Below are 18,193 nucleotides of genomic sequence, written 5' to 3' on the forward strand. Positions count from 1 at the left end.
TCCTTCGACTCACCGGGTGAACCGGACGCGGAGGACTCAGGGCAACCAGGACACGTGACCGCGCAACACCGTGTAGCCGACGAACGCGACCACGTCGAGCAGCGCGTGCGCCACCACCAGCACCCACAACCGGTTCGTCCGCTGCCAGACCTTGCCGAACACCAGGCCCATCACCACGTTCCCGATGAACCCGCCGAAACCCTGGTACAGGTGGTACGAGCCGCGCAGCACCGCGCTGGCCAGCAACGCCGTGTTCTCCCGCCAGCCGAGCTGCCGGAGCCGGGTGATGAAGTACCCGACGACCAGCACCTCCTCCGCCCACGCGTTGCCGATCGCGGCCAGCACCAGGACCAGGCTGCGCCACCACGACGAGTCCAACGTGGACGGCAGCACCGCCAGGTTCAGCCCCAGGTTCCACGCGACCAGGTAGAACACCAACCCCGGGATGCCGATCACGGCGGCCAGCCCGAGGCTGCCCAGCGCGTCCGGCCCGATCCGGGTGCGGTCCAGGCCCAACGCCCTCAGCTTGATGCCGCCCTGCCACAGCAGGTACAGGCCCAGCCCGCCCCACGCGGCCAGCTGCACGACGCTGAGCAGCTGCGCGATCAGGTCCAACAGGTCGAACCGCGCCTGCGGGACGTTGATCGCGACCTTCTGCTCGTTGAGCGGCACCGGGTCCAGCAGGCTGTCCAGCAGCCGCACCAGGCTGCGCACCCCGGACAACCCGAGCGTCACGGCGAAGACGAGCAGCAGTTCCAGCCGGTAGCCGCGCCGCGTCCGGGCGTCGAGGTCTTCGATCACGCCCCTACGTTAACCGCGCACGTCAACGGCGTTGCGCCAGGAACGGGCAACCCATCAGGCGACGCAGCTCCCCCGCCAGCTCCTGCGCCGTGCCGACCGGGCGGGAGAACGCGATCCGCACGTCGTGATCGGAATCCGACATCTCCACCCGCAGCCGCAGCCCCAGCCGGTCCAAGCCCAGCGGACGGACGTGACCGCCCCTCAGGTCGGCGGGCAGGTGCTGTGCGAGCAGGCCCACCACGTCCCGGTGCGACAGCTCCAGGTGACGCAGCCAGTGGTCCTCGTGCGCGGCGAACGGGTCCGGCTCCGCCTGCGCGAACAGCTCCGGCCGCAACGACGTGGTGCCCTCCGCGTCCGCCACCACCAGCGAAGCAGGAGACAACCGCAACGCCGACGCGCCGTGCCCGACGTCGAGCAGCCGCGGGTCCGGCCGCGCCTCGGCGACCAGGAGAGCGGCCTCGCGGGCTTGTTCGGCGGTGAGCGCGCGCAGCCACCCGGTGATCCACAACAGGCCGCGCACCGGCTCGCGCAGCTGCACCGGCGCCTGGTCGGCGAGCTCCAGCATCGCGGTCAGCTCCGCCCGGCGGGCCGCCTCGACCAGCGGGTGCTCGTCGGGCAGCACGATCGTCGCCTCACCGCTCGGGTGGACGTGGTGCAGCACCGGGGTGACCCGGTTCTCCGTGCCGTCGGACGGCAGCAGCGCCGCGCGCCCACCACGGGCGGCGATCGTGCGGGCCCGTTCCGCCGGCAGCGGCGCAGGCGGTCGACGTGTCGTCTCGTTCACCCGCTCACCTCCCAACTTAGGGCAGCCTAACTTGATGGAGCCCGGTGGCGGTAGTCCCACGACCGGCTTACCCGGCTCTTCGTGCGCGGAGATCGTCGACGCAGGTTAGGGGGTCGTCGGCAGGCGTGTCCGCACGGGTGGGGTCCTGCGGACGCGGAACGGTCCGGTTGGCCGATTCGGTCCACCCCGCGTTCGTCGTAACCTTGGCTCGATCTGGGCGCGCCTGGCGGAGGTGGCTCGTGGTCGTGCCGAACAAGCCGTCCACCAGGGGTGCGGCCCTCGACGACCGGTGGACCCGGTACTGCCTGGAGATCGCCGGCAGGCGCGCGTTCGGCTGGGTCGTCGTCGGCGCGCTCGCGTTCGTGCTGCAACTCGCCCTGATCTTCGTGTTCACGGTGACGTCCGCCCTGCCGCTCGTGCTGCTGCTGTTCTCCGTGCTCGTCCTCGGGTACGGGCTCAGGCGACGCCGACCGTTCACCGAAGTCCTCGGCGACCACGCGTGGGTCTACGTCCGCATCCACTGGCGCGGCGGACTGCTCGTCGTGCACGGCACCCGACCGCTGGTGCTGGACGTGAGCGCCGGACCCGTCGCCCGCGGCCGGATCAACCGGCACCGGCGGGCGTGGGTCGTCGCACCCGACCGCGCCGGGAACACCGTCGTCACGTTCCGGGGCGTGCCGAAGCTGTTCCCGGCGAAGGTCGTCCGCCGCTAGTTTGCTGATCATCTATTCGGTTACCCAGGAGGAGAACTTCTGGTTTGCTGGGAGCAGTGGTGGGCGAGGCCTGGGTCGACAAATGCCTGACCAGCGCGGACCGCCGCGCCGTCGGGTTCATCGGGCTGGCCCTGTTCGGCCTGCTCACGCTGTGGGTCGTGGCGGAGTGGACCGGGTCGCGCTGGGTGTTCCTGCTCACCCCGCTGTGCGTCGAACTCGCCGTGCCCGGCCTGCGGCACTTCTTCTCCCGGCGCGCGCTGCGCCGACTCCTCGACACCTACCCGCGGCACCCCGTGTCAGTGCACTTCGTACCGGGGCGCACCCGCGTCGGACGGCAGACCTACCTGGAAACAGCGGACTCCGACCGCACGTTCCTGCGGCTCGCCGAGATCCCCGAACGGGTCCGCGAGAACATCCGCCGCGGCGGCCGGGTCTGGCTGGCCGGACCCGACCCGCGCGGCCGTGCGGCGGTCCTCACCCGCGGCGCGCCGTTCATGACCCTAGGCCGCATCGTCATCCGCTGAGGGCTCCTTACCGGCCGACCGGGATGCCGCTCTGCTCCGCCCAAGCCCCGACGTCCTCCCGGCGCAACGCGGTGGCCAGCAGATCGGGGAACCGGTCCGGCGTGCAGGCGAACGCGGGCGCGCCGAGCTCCGACAACTTCGCCGCCAACTCGTGGTCGTAGGCGGGCGTGCCGCTGTCGGACAACGCGAGCAGCACCACCACCGTCACCCCGCTCTGCACCAACTCCCGCACCCGCCGCTGCAACTCCCGCGCCACACCACCCTCGTACAGGTCGCTGATCAGCACCATCACCGTGTCCGTGGGGCGGCGGACCAGCGACTGGCCGTAGGCGACGGCGCGGTTGATGTCCGTGCCGCCGCCCAGCTGCGTGGAGAACAGCAGGTCGACCGGGTCCTTCAGCTGCTCGGTCAGGTCGACCACCTCGGTGTCGAACACGACCAGCTTCGTGTCCACGGCCTTCAACGAGGCCAGCGAGGCACCGAGCACGGCGGAGTACACGACCGACTCGGCCATCGAACCGGACTGGTCGACCAGCAGCACCACGTCCCGCAGCGAGGCCTGGCGGCTGCGCCGGCTGTTGCCGACCAGGTCCTGCACGACCACCGTGCGCTGGTCGGGCTGGTAGTGGCGCAGGTTCTTCCGGATCGTGCGATTCCAGTCCACATCGGACAGCCGCGGCCGGCTGGTGCGACGCGACCGGTCGATCGCGCCGTGCACGGCGGCCAGGAGGCGGTCGGCGAGCTTGCGCTCGATGTCCTCCACCACCTTGCGCACCACGGCGCGTGCCGTCTCGCGGGTGCGTTCGGGGATGGCGCGGGACAACGAGACCAACGTGCCGACCAGGCTCACATCCGGCTCCACGCTGGACAGCAGCTCGGGTTCCAACAGCAACTGCCGCAACCCCAACCGCTCCACCGCGTCCTTCTGCATCACCTGGACGACCGAACTGGGGAAATACGTGCGGACATCACCCAACCACCGGTGCAAAACGGGCGACGACCCACCCAACCCGGCACTCCTCTTCCCACCGGCCTCCACCGGCTCCCCACCGCCGTACAACCCGGTCAATGCAGCATCCCGCCGCAGGTCATCATCCCCAAGTGCCCCAAGATCCCCCGCCGCCCCACCCAACAACAACCGCCACCGCCGCTGCCGTTCAACCGCGTTATCCTGTGTCACACGCCCACCACCAATCCCGGCCCACCCCAGGCCCTCTGTCACACCATCGAGTGATCATCGCCCGAAAATGTACGGAAACACTGTTACCACCCCTCGGTTAAAACATGAGGAGCCCCGACAACCACCACCCCCATCCACCCCCGGCCCCCGCCCACTCCAACGACCCCCCGGCCCGCCCAGCCCCCGGCTCGGCCCACCCCGTCCGCCCCTCGCCGCGCGACGACCCGGCCCCCGAGACCGACCCCGACCCCCGCGGACCGCCCGCCTCCCTGCGGGACAGCCCCCGCCGCCCGCAGACGCCCTCTCGCCCCTGCAGACGGCCACTCCTGCGGCCAGCCCACTCGACGCGACCGCCCAGCCAGCCAGCCCCGGAGCCTGCGGCCAGGCATCGCAGGCCGCCGCCCGATTCGCCCCGGCCCCTGCGCCAACCCACCGCGTGACGCCCCGACCCAGGCAGGCCGCACCGCCCGCCGCCGGCCCAGAGTCGCCGCCCCGGCACCGCGACCGTCCCCGCCGCGCGGCCACACGCGTCACGAGCCCGCCCCCGCCCTGCGCTCGTCACGAGCCCACCCCTGCTCGCGCATCACGCGCCTGCCCCCGCGCGTCCCGTGCCCGCGCCCGTGCCCGCGCCCGCGCCCGCGCCAAGCAGATCGCGCACGTGGCCGACGAGTCGAGCCGCGAGTTCCTCGTCCCAATCGCCCGACGCCACCGCACCGCCGGCCGTCGAGCCCTTGACCCGGTCGCCGAGCATGCGACGCTCCGCCGGGCTGAATTCGCCCACCGCGCGCCGCAGGAGTGGCAGTGCGGCGGCGAAATCGGCGCCCGACAGGCCGGTCAGCCACTCGTCCACGACGGCGAACAGGCGCGGATCGGCGGTGAGAAGGGCGGCTGAGCCGCGCAGGAAGCCCGCCACGAACGCCGTCGCGCCGGCGGCCAGGGACACCGCGCGGTGCAGGCGGGTGGCTACTTCGTCGGAGTCCAGGGCGCCCGTTTCCCACAGCAGTCGGGTCGCGCGGCCGGTTGGGAGGCCGTGGGCGTCGGGCATCGCGACCAGCGATTTCAGCGCACGCTGCCACGTGTCGCGGTGCTCGTCGTCGGCGGCCAGGCGGACCGCGTCGTCCGCCCCCTCGACCGCCCTGACCGCACGTTCCGCCGTGTCGTCGTCCACCCCGCGGCACGCCAGCGGCAGGCCGACCGCGCCCCGCGCCAACAGCCCGTGCAGCGCAACGCGAAGCAGCTCCGGGTCCGTGCCGCGCACCGAGCCGTAACGCACGGTGGTTGCGAGGTCCGGCAGGGCCGACAGCAGTTCCAGCGCGTCGGTCGCGGCGGCGGCGCAGCGGTCCAGTGCCTGGCGGGACGCGGCGACGGCCTCCGGGATCTCGCACCCCACCGCCTGGCTGAGGGTTTCGGCGGCGTCGACCACGCGGGTGGCCGCCGCCGCACGGGCGATCAGCACGGTCCCCGCGGCGGCCTCGACCGTGGTGCCGTGCCGGGCGGCGACAGCCAGCGCGACCGCGAACTCCGGCCGCCAGTGCAACTGCCACGCCTCGGCGAACGTGCCCAACGTCCTGGTCGTGTCCGGCGTGCCCCACGGCACGTCGAGAACCTCCAAGCGCCGCAACAACTTCGACCGCTCACGATCGGTGTCCTTGCGCAGGTCGAAGCGCATCGGCTTGACGGACGCACTGGGCGGCATCCGCAACCGCCGTTGCCACCGCGCCAGATCCGCGGCCAGCGGCGAAGTCGGGACGTCCTCACCCACCTCACCCAACCGCTCACCGACCACCAACTGCTCGTGCACCAAGCGAAGCGGCGTCGCGTCACCCCCGCACAGCACCGCCAGCGTCGCCTCCATCACCTCCGACAACCCCGGCGACGGCCGCCCCCGCATCGCGGCCAACGCGTCCGCCAGCCGCACCGCCTCCACCGCACTCGCCGTCGACCCGGGCAAGTCCTCCGCCCGCAACACCCCGCAAGCCTTCGCGAACCAACGCGGCACGGCGTCACCGCGTTCGGCGCACTCCCACAAGTGCGCATACCAACCAGGCGAAGCGACACCCGCGCCATAACCGGACGACGCCGCCAGCCTGCCGTGGCTCCACGGCACCCAAGTGCCGGAAATCTTCTTGCGCGGCAAGCCCTTCAGTGCCGCGGCGTCGACCGACGCGGGCGGCAGGGTGCGCAGCGCCGGCACGTGCCACGCCCCGGCCACCACCGCGATCGAACCCTCGACGTCCTTCAACGCCTGCCGCACGTTCTGCCGCATCGCGGCTTCCCGCCGCAACGTGCGGGCGTCCACCTGATCGGCGAACTCCTCCCGCAACGCACCCATCGCCTCCGCCACCGCCTCGGCCAGGTCACGCGGGTCGGTGTGGTGCTCGACCACGTCCTCCCACCAGCGCTCCGGGTCGTCGAAACCCGCCGCCTCGGCCAACGTGCCCAGCGGGTCGACCGCCGCCTTCGGCACGTCGTCAGCGGAGTCGGAGTCGGACGGCTCGGGATCGTCCAGCGAAGCCGCGGCCGGCAGGTCGAAGAACCGCACCGGAACGCCGTTGACCCGCGCCCACGTCATCGCCCGCCACTCCGGCGAGAACTCCGCGAACGGCCAGAACGCGGCCCGCGCCGGCTCCGCCTCGTCGTGCAGCAACAACGCCACCGGCGGCGTCAGGCTGGGCACGTGCGGCAACAGGGCGTCCCCCTCCGGGGGACCCTCGATCAGCACCACCTCGGGCCGCACCGCCTCCAACGCCGCCGCGACCATGCGCGCCGAACCCGGACCGTGATGCCGGATGCCGAGCAACGTCACCCGATCGGGCAACGGCTGTTCGCGCGCCATCAGCCCACCATGTCCTGGCACGCCCGGTACAGGTCACGCCACTCGGCGCGCTCCTTGACCACCGCCTCCAGGTACTCCTGCCACGCCGCCGTGTCCGACACCCGGTCCTTCACCACCGCGCCGAGCAGCCCGGACGCCAACTCGTCCGCGGTGATCGTGCCGCTGCCGAAGTGCCCGGCCAACGCCATCCCGCTGGTCACCACCGAGATCGCCTCGGCCGTGGACAGGCTCCCGCTCGGCTTCTTCAGCTGCGTGCGGCCGTCCACAGTGGACCCGTTGCGCAGTTCCCGGAAGATCCGCACCACCCGGCGCACCTCCTCCAACGCGGGCGGCTCGGCGGGCAACTGCAACGCCCGGCCGAGCTGGGCGGCACGCGCCGACACGATCTCCACCTCGTCGTCCTCGGTCGCGGGCGGCGGCAGCACGACGGTGTTGAAGCGGCGGGCGAGCGCCGACGACATCTGGTTCACGCCGCGGTCCCGGTCGTTCGCGGTGGCGATCACGGTGAACCCGGGCACCGCCTGCACCTGGATGCCCAGCTCCGGCACCGGCAACGTCTTCTCGGACAGGATCGTGATGAACGAGTCCTGCACCTCCGCGGGCATCCGGGTCAACTCCTCCACCCGCACGACCGCGCCCTCGCGCATCCCCGTCATCACCGGGCTCGCCACGATCGCCGCCTCCGAAGGCCCCTCGGCGATCAGCCGGGCGTAGTTCCAGCCGTAGCGGACCTGGTCCTCGCCGGTGCCCGCGGTGCCCTGCACGACCAGCATCGAGTTGCCGCTCACCGCCGCCGCGATGTGCTCCGACAGCCACGACTTCGCCGTGCCCGGCACGCCGACCAGCAACAACGCCCGGTCCGTGACCAGCGTGCCGACCGCGACCTCGACCAGCCGCCGGTCGCCGACGTACTTCGGCGTGATCACCGTGCCGTCCGGCAGCCTGCCGCCGAGCACGTAGGTGACCACCGCCTGCGGCGACATCCGCCAGCGCGGCGGGCGAGGCCGGTCGTCCGCCGCCGCCACGGCCGCGAGCTCGGCGGCGTACTGCTGTTCCGCGGCGGGCCGCAGCACGGATTCGGTGGTCACTGGCTTTCCTCCCGGTGGTTGAACGCCTCGCGCAGCTGCATGCGCAGGCGCAGGACGTCGAGTTCGACGGTGTGCTCGGGCCAGCGCTCGGTGATGCGGGCCCAGTTCGCGCCGAGGACTTCGGCATCACCCCTGGCCAGCAGCACCGCCGGCGGACGGCCGGCGCGCCACCTCGGGTCGCGCATCCCGGCGTAGCGGTCGAGCAGGTCCGCGGTGGCCCGCGCGCCCCACGGCGCCGGCAACTGCGAACACGCGTGGTCGAGCAGGTCGTAGTTCCACTGCCGCGACACCTCGACCACGGTGCGCGCGGCCAGGTCGGCGGGCAGGCCGCCGAGCATCTCCAACTGCTCCATGCCGGTCAACGACCGGGTCGCCGCGACCGCCCACGGCCGGGCGTCGTCGGCGAGCTTCAGGTTCTGCGCCACGCCGCGCAGCAACGCACTCGCCCACGGTCCGCGCGTGAGTTCGGCGGCCGCACCCTCGTCGTCGGTGTCCAGCCGGCCGGTCCAGTGCTGGGGCGGCACGCTCGCCGCCGCGCCGCGCAACCGACCCGCGACCCCCGCCTCGGAACCGTCTTTCAGCAGGTCACGGGCCTCGTCCGGCTCGGGCGCGGTTTCCGCCCACAGCTCGTCGGTCTGCACGTCGAAACCGTCCGCGGTCAGCCACAGGCCGCGGTGCAGGCGTTCGGCGGCGCGTTCGGCCAGGGCGGACGTGGGCAGGGTGCGCAGCAGGCGCAACGCCTCGTCGTGCACGCCGATCGCGCGGTCGTCCAACGCGCGTTCGAGGAGCGGTTCGTCGTCCGGGCCGAGGTTCGCTTCCAGGGCGCTGATCAGCACTTGGCGGTCCGTCGCACGGCGTTGGACCTCGAATTGCGCGGCCAGGAACGCGCGTGCCTTCGCCGGATCCTGGTTGCGCGCGCGGCGCAACGCGGCGAGCCGCGACGTGCCGGGCAGGTCAAGGGCCTCGTCGAGGTCGACCTCCTCCGCGACCACACCGGTCGCGGCCCACGCCCAGGCCGGTCGGATGGCCGCCAGCCACCGCCCGCGGGCGCCGAGGACGGCGGCCACGGCGGGACGCAGGCCGGGGTGGGCGGTGCCCAGGCCCAGCAGCGCGGGCAGTTCGCGGTGGTCGGCGACGACGCGGGCCGCCTTGGCCATGCCGCACCACTCCGTCAGCAGCACCTGGTCGTCCAGGGCCAGGATCTGGACCAGCACGGACCTGGCGGCGGGGTGGACGAGCACGTCGTCGGACGCGGGGGCGGCGGGGAGCGGCGGGGTGTCGACCGGTGGTGGGAGTTGGGCGCCGTGTGCGGCGACGCCCAGGGCGGCGACGCGGTCGAGCAGGGCCGACGGTGTCGTGCCCGCGCGGTGTGCGCCCACCAGGGCGGCTTGGACGGCCTCGTCCCATTCGGCTCGGAGGGTCATGGCCGGCCGCCGGTGGGGGTGCTGCGGGTGGTGGTGGGTGGCGGTGAAGTCGGGTGGTCGGTGGTGGCCGGGGAGTCCGGGTGGGTGGTGGCTGAGGTGCGGTCGGCGGCGGGGGTGCGGTCGGTGGTCGGGGTGCGGTCGGCCGGTGGGGTGGTGGTCGGGGTGGGTTGGTGGTTGGGGGCGGGTTGGGGTTGGTGGGTCGCGGTTCCTCGTATGCAACCGAGGTACGGGAACGGTGTTTCCGTACATTTTCGGGCGATGATCACCCGATCGTGTGATGGGGGACCTTGTCCGACCTGCGTGATCATCCCACGACCTCCGGTGCTTCGCCGGGCTTGGCGGTGGCGCCCAGGCGCAGTTCGCGGCCGTTCCACAGGCCCCACGCGTCGAACAGGGCGCCGCCGGTCAGGGCCAGTGCCTGGTCCAGGGCCAGGTCGCCGCGAACCGGGATTCCGCGGCCCGTGGAGTCGACCAGGTGGCGGGTGTCCTCGGTGACCCGGACCGACGCGCAGCCCAACGGGTGCAGGCGTTGCCACGGGTCGGCTTTCAGGTACTCCTCGAGGCCGGCGAGCGCGGCGCGCCAGCTCGGCGGTGCGGGGATCGGTTCGGCCCGGCGCTCGACCAGCACCTCGCCCACCGCCACCCGGTGCGGTGGGACGCCGGGGTACGGGTGCAGCACACCCTGGATCCCCACGCCGTGGGTCAGCGGTGGCACGGGGCGCGCACCGCCCCCGGCATGCCGCACCGCCACCACCCACCCGTGCGAACGGCCCCACGCCCACTGCCGCACGGTCCGCACCAGACCGTCGTCGGACTCCAGCTTCAGCAACGGCACCCAGTGGTCCGACCATCCCGGGCCGGCGCGCACCTCGTCCTCCGCGACCGAGAAGCCCAAGCGGCGGCGGATCAGGGGGTCCTCGGACGAGGACAGCCGCGCCAGCAGGTGCAACCCGCCCAAGCGGTCGGCGGCGTCGTGCGCCCAGTGCGGTCCGCCGGCGGAGACGATCCCGCGCACCTCGTCCACCGCCGACGCCAGCCCCTTGGCCTGCGCGTCGACCATCCTGGCCTGGATCGAGTGCCACCACGCCGCGTCCCGCGCGGGCAAGCCGGCCAGGCCCGCGCCGGCCACGTCGTCCAGCCAGTCGGTCAGGCCCGCGACACCACCTCGCACCGCGTTCTGCCTGGCCTGCGCCGTCTTCTCCTTGGCCTTGGCCCGCCGCTGCACCGCCTCCGGCGAGTCATCCGGAGCCGGAGCCGAGGGACCGGCCGCACGGCGGCGGGTCAGCCACTCGGTCACCCAGTCGGGCGCCTCCGCGACGGGGAACGGCTCGCGGACGTCCCGCAGCTGCAAAGCCAACGCGTGCTTGCACGGGAACTTGCGCGACGGGCACGAGCACTTCGTCGCCCGGTCACCCAGGTCGACGCACACCTGGTAAGGGTTCTTGCCGCTGCCCTTGCACAGACCCCACAGGGCGGTGTCGCTGCGACCCGTCCCCTGCCAGCCGGAGGACCCCGCCAGCCGGGTGGCGCTGCTCGCCACCTGGCCGTCCGGGGCCTGCTCCAGAAGCGCTCGTGCGTCCATGCCGGCAGACGTTAGAGGCACCCACCGACAAAAAGTCGATCAGTCGAGGTCGGGACCCCGGCGTGCCCAGGACCAGGCGTACTTCGGGTCCTCGGCCGCCAGCGCGGCCTCGCCCAGGTCCAGCGGCCGGAAGGTGTCGACCATGACGGCGGTCTCGTCGAAGTAGTCCACGCCCAGCGACGCCTCGACCGCACCCGGCTGCGGCCCGTGCGTGCAGCCGGACGGGTGCAGAGACAGCGAGCCGATGCCGATGCCCGACCCCTTCCGGGCCTCGTAGTTGCCGCCGACGTAGAACATCAGCTCGTCCGAGTCGACGTTGGCGTGGTTGTACGGCACCGGGATCGCCAACGGGTGGTAGTCGACCTTGCGCGGCATGAACGAGCACACCACGAAGTTCGGCCCCTCGAACGTCTGGTGCACCGGCGGCGGCTGGTGCACGCGGCCCGTGATCGGCTCGAAGTCGCGGATGTTGAACACCCACGGGTACAGGCAACCGTCCCAGCCGACGACGTCGAACGGGTGATTGGCGTAGGTGAACCGGGTGAGACCCGCGCGGTGCCGCACGAGCACCTCCACGTCCTCGCCGTCGACCGACAACGGCTCCACCGGCCCCCGGATGTCGCGCTCGCAGTACGGCGAGTGCTCCAGGAACTGGCCCTTGGCCGACAGGTACCGCTTCGGCGGTCCGATGTGTCCGGTGGCCTCCAGCACCAGGATGTTCATGGGCTGGGACGGCACCACGCGGTAGGTGCACGACGTCGGCAGCACCACGTAATCGCCCTCGGCGACCGCCAGCGCGCCGTAGATCGTCTCCACGACACCCTCGCCGGACTGCACGTACAGCAGCTCGTCCCCGGCCGCGTTGCGGTACAGCGGGCTGGGCGCGGTGGCGGTCACGAAACCGATGACCACGTCGGAGTTGCCGAACAGCGTGCGGCGGCCGGTGACCGCGTCGACGTCCGAGGACTCCCAGGTCAGCGCCGGTGTCTTGAAGTGGCGCGGCTTGAGCGGGAGGTTCGGCGCCAAGGCGCCGCGCGTCTCGTCGACGGTGACCGCGTCCACGATCGCGGTCGGCAGGTGGCGGTGGTAGAGCAGCGCCGAGTCGGCCGAGAAACCCTCGACCCCCATGAGCTCTTCCGCGTACAGCCCACCCTCCGGCGTGCGGAACTGCGTGTGGCGCTTTCGGGGGATCTCACCCACCTGGCGGTAGTACGCCATGGTTCACTCCGGGCGTTCGATAGTCGGACATCTTTGTTCATTGACCGGTACGCCACTAGCGTGTCAGCCGTGTCAAGCGCCTTCGAACTCCGTGCGCCCGGTCCACGCGGCACTCCGCCCCTGCTCGCGAGGCTTGTCGACGACGCCGCACTGTTCCCGCCGGGCAACGCCTCCATGCCCGACGCGGTCCGCGGCCACCTCGACGCACGTGCCGGGGAATGGGCCGGTGCGGTCGGTCTCTTCCTGTGCCCCGCGTCGCGACTCGCCGAGCTCATCACCGAGTTGATCAAGGTCAAGCCGGTGAAGCCGATCGCCCTGTCGCTGGTCATCGACACGGGGCTGGGAGGTGTGCCCAAGGCCGTGTCGATCGTGGAATCCCGCAGCGAACTGCTCGCCCTTCGGATGGTGGAGATGCCCGCCCCGTCCGATGTGGACGAGGTGTGGCTGGAACGCGTCTCGGAGTTCGTGCCCGAGGACGTCATCCGCGTGGTCGAGCCCCGGCGCGGCGGTGCCGAGTGGCTGGACGGCGTGCGCCGCGTCATCGAGCACGGCAGCTGGCCCAAGCTGCGCTGCGGCGGGGTCAGCAAGGAGAACTTCCCCAGCGTGGACGAGGTCGCCGACTTCCTGTCCGTGGTGAGCAGCGGCGGCGTGGCCTTCAAGGCGACCGCCGGCCTGCACCACGCCGTGCGGCACACCGACAGCGAAACCGGGTTCACCCACCACGGGTTCCTCAACCTGCTCGTGGCAACCGCGCGTTCGCTCTCCGGTGGTGACGTGCGCGAGGCCCTGTCCAGCACGGACGCGGTCGCTTTGGGCGAGGAGGCGTCGGGCCTGTCCGACCAGGCCGCGCACGCCGTCCGCGGTGTCTTCGCGTCCTACGGGTCGTGCTCGCTGGACGAGCCGATCGCCGACCTGGAGGAGCTGGGTCTGCTGTGAGCTGGATCGAGGACCCCGCGTTCACCGCCGACGAGCCGTTCGGGCCGCAGACGCTGCCCTACGGCGTCCTGCCCGGCGGCATCGCGGTGCGGGTGGGTGACCAGGCGCTGCTGCTGCGCGGCCTGGCGCTGGGCGAACGGCTGGGGCCGTTGGTGGCCACGGGCACGCTGGACGCCCTGCTGGCGGCCGGGCGGCCGGCGTGGAGCGAACTGCGGGCGCGGCTGGTCGAGATCGTCTCGGCCGCCTCGGCGCCGCGCGGTGCGGAGCTGGCCGGGCTGGACGGCGCCGTGCTGCCGTTCACCGTGGCCGACTACGTCGACTTCTACTCGTCACGGCACCACGCGGAGAACGTCGGCCGGATCTTCCGGCCGGACGGCGAGGCGCTGCTGCCGAACTGGACGCACCTGCCCATCGGCTACCACGGCCGGGCCGGGACGGTCGTCGTGTCCGGCACGCCGGTCGTCCGGCCGCACGGGCAGCGGCGCACGTCGGCCGGACCGGTGTTCGAGCCGACGCGCCGGCTGGACATCGAGGCCGAGGTCGGGTTCGTGTGCGGCGGTCCCGTCGCGTCGCGGCTGACGCCGTCGCAGGCCGTCGACCACGTCTTCGGCGTGGCGCTGGTCAACGACTGGTCCGCGCGGGACGTCCAGGCGTGGGAGTACCAGCCGCTCGGGCCGTTCCTGGGCAAGTCGTTCGCCACGTCGGTGTCGGCGTGGATCACGCCGCTGGAGGCGTTCGCGGTGGCCCGCGTGTCGCCGCCGCCGCTGGGCAACGACGTGCTGCCGTACCTGGTCGAGGAACGGCCCTGGGGGCTGGACGTCGACCTCGAGGTCGAGTGGAACGGCGTCGTGGTGTCCAGGCCGCCGTTCCGCGAGATGTCGTGGACGTTCGCGCAACAACTCGCGCACCTGTCCGCGAACGGCGCTACCGTTCGGCCGGGCGACCTGATCGCGTCGGGCACCGTGTCCGGGCCTGCCCGCGACGAGCGCGGCTCCTTCCTGGAGCTGAGCTGGGGCGGGAAGGAGCCGGTGGTGGTCGGCGGCGACGAGCGGACGTTCCTGGAGGACGGCGACACGGTGCGGATCACCGCGACGGCCCCGGGTGAGAGCGGTTCGGTCGTCGGGCTGGCCGAGGTGGTCGGCACGGTCTCGCCCGCCGACGAGAGGTAGAGCGTGGTCAGACCCGATCCCCGCGGCCGGCTGCCGGCGCCCGCGTCCAAGGAGAGCTCGCTGACCCTGGAGCGGGGCCTGGCCCTGCTGCAGGCGGTGGCCGACGCGGAGTCGGAAGCGCCGTCGATCAGCGAGCTGGCGGCGGCCATCGGCGCGTCGCGGGCGGCGGTGTACCGGCTGCTGGTGCCGTTGCAGTCGCGTGGGCTGGTGCGGCGCGAGGGGTCGAAGGTGCGGCTCGGGCTGGGCGTGCTGAGGCTGGCGTCCAACGTGCTGCCGCAGTTGCGGCTGGCCGCGCAGCCCGCGCTGCGGACGTTGGCCGAGGCGGTGGGCGCGACCGCGCACCTGACCGTGGCCGACGGGAGCGAGGCGCAGGCGGTGGCCGTGGTGGAGCCGTCGTGGACGGCGTACCACGTGGCGTACCGGGTGGGCTCGCGCCACCCCGTGCACCGGGGTGCGGCGGGCAAGGCGATCGGGCTGTCGCCGGAGGGGCGGCAGTGGGTGCACTCGACCGGCGAGCTGCAGCCGGGCGCGTTCGGGGTGGCGGCACCGGTGCGCGGTGTGCCCGGATTGCGGGCCAGCGTGGGCGTGGTGGCCCTGGAGAAGCTGGACGGTGACGTGGTGGGGCCGCAGGTGGTGCGGGCGGCTCAGGAGGTCGCTGACGCGTTGCGCTGACGCACATCCCCGCATGACACACTCGGTGTTGACGGAGGGAACGAAGTGACCGCTCTGCCTGAGAATTCACAGAACTCGGCCGGCGAGCCGCACTTGTTCACGGTCGCCGAATACGCCGGACTCGGAGAATTCGAGTACGGCTACTCCGAGCTGGTAGAGGGTCGTCTCATCATGTCACCGAGCCCCGCGCCAGGACACCAGTACGCGTCGGGCCAACTGCTGTTCCAGCTCTGGGGTCGATTGCCCCCGGACCTGGAGATGATCCAGGACATCGACATCGACCTGGAGCTGGTCGCGCCGGATGAGCCCGGTTATTCCCGTCGCCCTGATCTCGTCATTCTGAGGCGGGGGGCACGTGAGCGGGTGAGGGAGGAAGGCGGACTGCTCCGCGCGTCGGAAGTGGTCGTCGTGATCGAGATCATCTCGCCCGGTTCGCGACGACACGATCGGGTGATCAAGCGCGCAGAATACGCGGATGCCGGTATTCCGCACTACTGGATCGTCGACCTCGACCCGCCTGTGTCGCTGGTCGCCTGCCACCTCGCCGGCGAGTTCGGATATCAGGACGCCGGTGACGTGGTCGGCGAATTCACCACCTCCGTGCCGTTCCCGGTGACGCTCAAGCTCGACGGGCTCGTCTGAGCGTCACCGGGGTGGACTTCGAGGTGGCCCTCCTCGGTGAGGACGATGCGGCGGCCCGGGTAGGCGCGTTGGGCGATTTCGGCATCGCGCTCGTCGTACTCGCCGTAGAACAGCGGGACGCCGCCGGACAGCTCGCACTTCTCGGTGCCAGTCGGCCACCGGTACGACCAGGCGTCGATGCCGAACCCGAGGTGCGGTGGTGGGAGGTCAACCCGAGATCGCCTGCCACAGGGCGAACAGCGCGAACGCGGTGAAGACGAAGCCGCTCACCCGCTGGATCAGGTGGGTCGGGATGCGGGTGGCGATCTTGCGGCCCAGCAGGACGGCGATGGCGGCGACCGTGGTCAGGGCCAGGAACGCGCCCAGGCCCACGAACACCGGGCTCGCGTAGCGGGCGGACAGGGCGGCGGTGGCCAGTTGGGAGGCGTCGCCCCACTCAGCGGCGAACAGGACGCCGAACGAGGTGAGCGCGGCCCGCAGGAACGTCACCTGGCCGGGGCCGTCCCCGGACGTGTCGGCTTCGTCGCCGTCGTGCGAGAAGCCCTCCTTCAGCAGCAGGAACGCGCCCACGCCGAACAGCACGGCGACCACGCCCGCGACCACCCGATCGGGTAGGAGGGTGAGCACGCCGCCGAAGGTCGCGGCCACCACGCACTGGATCGCGAACGCCGCCGTGACGCCGGCGAACACCGGCCACGCCCGGTACCTCGTGGTCAGCACGAGGGTGGCGACCATGGTCTTGTCCGGCAGCTCGGCCAGGAAGACGATCGCGAAAGCCGTCGCCAGGGCGATGAGTTCAGGTGCCACGGGAACCTCCGACGTCCGATGGGAACCCGGACGGAGGCAGCACGACCCCGACCGGGCGTGGTGCACTGCCCGGCCGGAGGTCTCGTTCGCCCGCTGGTGGAAAACGGGTGAGGGACCGGGTCCGCGCTGGGCGGACCAGTGTGTCGATCCTCTCGCCCCGGTCGTGGTGACCCGGGGGAACTACTCCCCTCTGGCCCGAACATCGTAACCCCCGGCGCCGCGCCCACCGGCGTGACGCCGCACACCGGGACCTTGGTCCCGGGTCCCGCGGGACCGTCGTACCTGAAGATCGCACCACCGCCGGACCTACGGTCGACCCGTGGACGTCCTCGACCTGGCACGGTGGCAGTTCGGCATCACCACCGTCTACCACTTCCTGATGGTGCCGCTGACCATCGGGCTCTCCCTGCTGGTGGCGGGGATGCAGACCGCGTGGGTGCGCACGGGTGACCGCAAGTACCTGGCGATGACCAAGTTCTGGGGCAAGCTGCTGCTGATCAACTTCGCCATGGGCGTGGTCACCGGCATCGTGCAGGAGTTCCAGTTCGGCATGACCTGGAGCGCCTACTCGCGGTTCGTCGGCGACGTGTTCGGCGCGCCGCTGGCGATGGAGGGCCTGGTCGCGTTCTTCGTCGAGTCGACCTTCCTCGGCCTGTGGATCTTCGGCTGGGACCGGCTGCCGAAGAAGGCGCACCTGGCGTGCGTGTGGGCGTTCTCGCTGGCCACGATCGCGTCGGCGTACTTCATCCTGGCCGCGAACTCGTGGATGCAGCACCCGGTCGGCGTGGAGATGGTCGACGGCCGGCCGCGGCTGACGTCGATCTGGGCCGTGCTCGGCAACAACACCACGCTCGCCGCGTTCCCGCACACGGTCTTCGGCGCGTTCGCCGTCGCCGGGACGTTCCTGGTGGGCATCGCGGCCTGGCACCTGTGGCGGCGCACCGACGAGGGGCCGGTGTGGCGCGCTTCGGTGAAGGTCGGCACGTGGGTGGGCGTGGTGGCGTTCACCGGGCTCGCGATCACCGGCGACATGCAGGGCAAGCTGATGTTCGAGCAGCAGCCGATGAAGATGGCGGCGGCCGAGGCGCTGTGCCACACCGAGCAGCCGGCCGCGTTCTCGGTGTTCGCGATCGGCGACGTGTCGCGGCCCGACTGCGAGAACGTCAAGAGCGTCACGGTGCCCGCGCTGCTGTCGTTCCTGGCGCACAACGACTTCACCACCGAGGTCAAGGGCATCGAGGACCTGGTGCCGCTCTACCAGGAGAAGTACGGGACCAACTACCCGGTGGACCCGAAGCTGGGCGAGCTGTCGGGCAAGCCGATCGACTACGTGCCGAACCTGCCCGTCACGTACTGGGGCTTCCGGCTGATGATCGGGTTCGGCGGGATCGCGGTCGGCGCGGGGCTGCTGATCCTGTGGCTGACGCGCGGCGGACGGGTGCCGCGCGGTCGGTGGTTCGCCTGGCTCGCGCTGGGCAGCATCGCGACGCCGTTCCTGGCCAACAGCTTCGGCTGGATCTTCACCGAGATGGGTCGGCAGCCGTTCGTGGTGGTGCCGAACCCGAGCGGGGTGGACGGGGTGTGGATGTTCACCGCGCGTGCCGTGTCGTCGTCGACACCGGGGGAGGTGTTGACGTCGCTGATCGCCTTGACGCTGGTCTACGGGGTGCTGGCCTGCGTCGAGGTGTTCCTGATCCGGCGGTACGTCCGCGCTGGGGTCGCGGGCGTGCTGCCGGCTCGGAAGCCCGATGACGACACCGGGAAATCGGATGCCGACAAGTCGGACGACGTCCTGACGTTCGCTTACTGAGAGGGGG

The 18,193-nt window shown here is 72.0% G+C and carries 16 protein-coding genes; 7 read left to right on the forward strand and 9 right to left on the reverse strand.

The annotated features are described in order from the left end of the window. Window positions 1–36: 36 nt before the first annotated feature. Both B0I31_RS16780 and B0I31_RS16785 read right to left on the reverse strand, forming a co-directional pair. Complete coding sequence (locus B0I31_RS16780; protein ID WP_106616309.1) at window positions 37–801, reverse strand: CPBP family intramembrane glutamic endopeptidase; 765 nt, start codon at window positions 799–801, stop codon at window positions 37–39. Between the two features lie 22 nt (window positions 802–823). Further along, window positions 824–1,585: a DUF2470 domain-containing protein gene (locus B0I31_RS16785; RefSeq protein ID WP_106616310.1), complete on the reverse strand. Its 762-nt coding sequence runs from the start codon at window positions 1,583–1,585 to the stop codon at window positions 824–826. Window positions 1,586–1,824: 239 nt separating this feature from the next. On the opposite strand from B0I31_RS16785, the gene B0I31_RS16790 reads away from it, so the two are divergent. Next, on the forward strand, window positions 1,825–2,298 hold the full coding sequence (locus tag B0I31_RS16790) for a hypothetical protein (RefSeq protein ID WP_241829079.1): 474 nt from the start codon (window positions 1,825–1,827) through the stop codon (window positions 2,296–2,298). A 44-nt stretch (window positions 2,299–2,342) separates the two neighbouring features. Continuing rightward, window positions 2,343–2,822: a hypothetical protein gene (locus tag B0I31_RS16795; protein WP_146173868.1), complete on the forward strand. Its 480-nt coding sequence runs from the start codon at window positions 2,343–2,345 to the stop codon at window positions 2,820–2,822. 7 nt (window positions 2,823–2,829) lie between these two features. Here the strand turns inward: B0I31_RS16795 and B0I31_RS16800 are convergent, their stop codons facing one another. From B0I31_RS16800 to B0I31_RS16830, 6 genes are all read right to left on the reverse strand, one after another. Continuing rightward, on the reverse strand, window positions 2,830–3,753 hold the full coding sequence (locus tag B0I31_RS16800) for a VWA domain-containing protein (protein WP_425444371.1): 924 nt from the start codon (window positions 3,751–3,753) through the stop codon (window positions 2,830–2,832). An 832-nt stretch (window positions 3,754–4,585) separates the two neighbouring features. After that, window positions 4,586–6,838, reverse strand: coding sequence for a DUF5682 family protein (locus B0I31_RS16810; protein ID WP_106616313.1), 2,253 nt, complete (start codon window positions 6,836–6,838; stop codon window positions 4,586–4,588). After that, entirely contained in the window at window positions 6,838–7,926 is a 1,089-nt protein-coding gene (locus tag B0I31_RS16815) for an ATP-binding protein (RefSeq protein WP_106616314.1), read from the reverse strand. Before B0I31_RS16815 ends, B0I31_RS16810 begins: the two co-directional genes overlap by 1 nt. Beyond that, window positions 7,923–9,350 (reverse strand): DUF5691 domain-containing protein, encoded by a 1,428-nt coding sequence (locus B0I31_RS16820; protein ID WP_146173869.1) that lies wholly within the window; start codon window positions 9,348–9,350, stop codon window positions 7,923–7,925. Before B0I31_RS16820 ends, B0I31_RS16815 begins: the two co-directional genes overlap by 4 nt. A 304-nt stretch (window positions 9,351–9,654) precedes the next feature. After that, complete coding sequence (locus B0I31_RS16825; protein WP_106616316.1) at window positions 9,655–10,932, reverse strand: SWIM zinc finger family protein; 1,278 nt, start codon at window positions 10,930–10,932, stop codon at window positions 9,655–9,657. 39 nt (window positions 10,933–10,971) lie between these two features. Further along, window positions 10,972–12,150, reverse strand: coding sequence for a homogentisate 1,2-dioxygenase (locus B0I31_RS16830; RefSeq protein ID WP_106616317.1), 1,179 nt, complete (start codon window positions 12,148–12,150; stop codon window positions 10,972–10,974). 69 nt (window positions 12,151–12,219) lie between these two features. Here B0I31_RS16830 and B0I31_RS16835 point away from each other — a divergent pair, with 69 nt between their 5' ends. The 4 genes from B0I31_RS16835 to B0I31_RS16850 are packed head-to-tail and all read left to right on the forward strand — an operon-like array spanning window position 12,220 to window position 15,569. Further along, window positions 12,220–13,086, forward strand: coding sequence for a hypothetical protein (locus B0I31_RS16835; protein WP_181320203.1), 867 nt, complete (start codon window positions 12,220–12,222; stop codon window positions 13,084–13,086). Beyond that, a complete protein-coding gene (locus tag B0I31_RS16840; protein WP_106616319.1) occupies window positions 13,083–14,255 on the forward strand; it encodes a fumarylacetoacetate hydrolase family protein in 1,173 nt (390 codons plus the stop codon). The genes B0I31_RS16835 and B0I31_RS16840 overlap by 4 nt, the downstream gene beginning before the upstream one ends. A 3-nt stretch (window positions 14,256–14,258) precedes the next feature. Further along, complete coding sequence (locus B0I31_RS16845; RefSeq protein ID WP_073897551.1) at window positions 14,259–14,927, forward strand: IclR family transcriptional regulator; 669 nt, start codon at window positions 14,259–14,261, stop codon at window positions 14,925–14,927. A gap of 45 nt (window positions 14,928–14,972) precedes the next feature. Further along, on the forward strand, window positions 14,973–15,569 hold the full coding sequence (locus B0I31_RS16850; RefSeq protein WP_106616320.1) for a Uma2 family endonuclease: 597 nt from the start codon (window positions 14,973–14,975) through the stop codon (window positions 15,567–15,569). Window positions 15,570–15,776: 207 nt separating this feature from the next. Here the strand turns inward: B0I31_RS16850 and B0I31_RS16855 are convergent, their stop codons facing one another. Continuing rightward, window positions 15,777–16,376: a TMEM165/GDT1 family protein gene (locus B0I31_RS16855; RefSeq protein WP_106616321.1), complete on the reverse strand. Its 600-nt coding sequence runs from the start codon at window positions 16,374–16,376 to the stop codon at window positions 15,777–15,779. Window positions 16,377–16,695: 319 nt separating this feature from the next. On the opposite strand from B0I31_RS16855, the gene B0I31_RS16860 reads away from it, so the two are divergent. Continuing rightward, window positions 16,696–18,186, forward strand: coding sequence for a cytochrome ubiquinol oxidase subunit I (locus B0I31_RS16860; RefSeq protein ID WP_106616322.1), 1,491 nt, complete (start codon window positions 16,696–16,698; stop codon window positions 18,184–18,186). Window positions 18,187–18,193 lie beyond the last annotated feature (7 nt).

The organism is Saccharothrix carnea, assembly GCF_003014735.1.
In the GTDB taxonomy this organism is placed as follows: Bacteria; Actinomycetota; Actinomycetes; order Mycobacteriales; family Pseudonocardiaceae; genus Actinosynnema; species Actinosynnema carneum.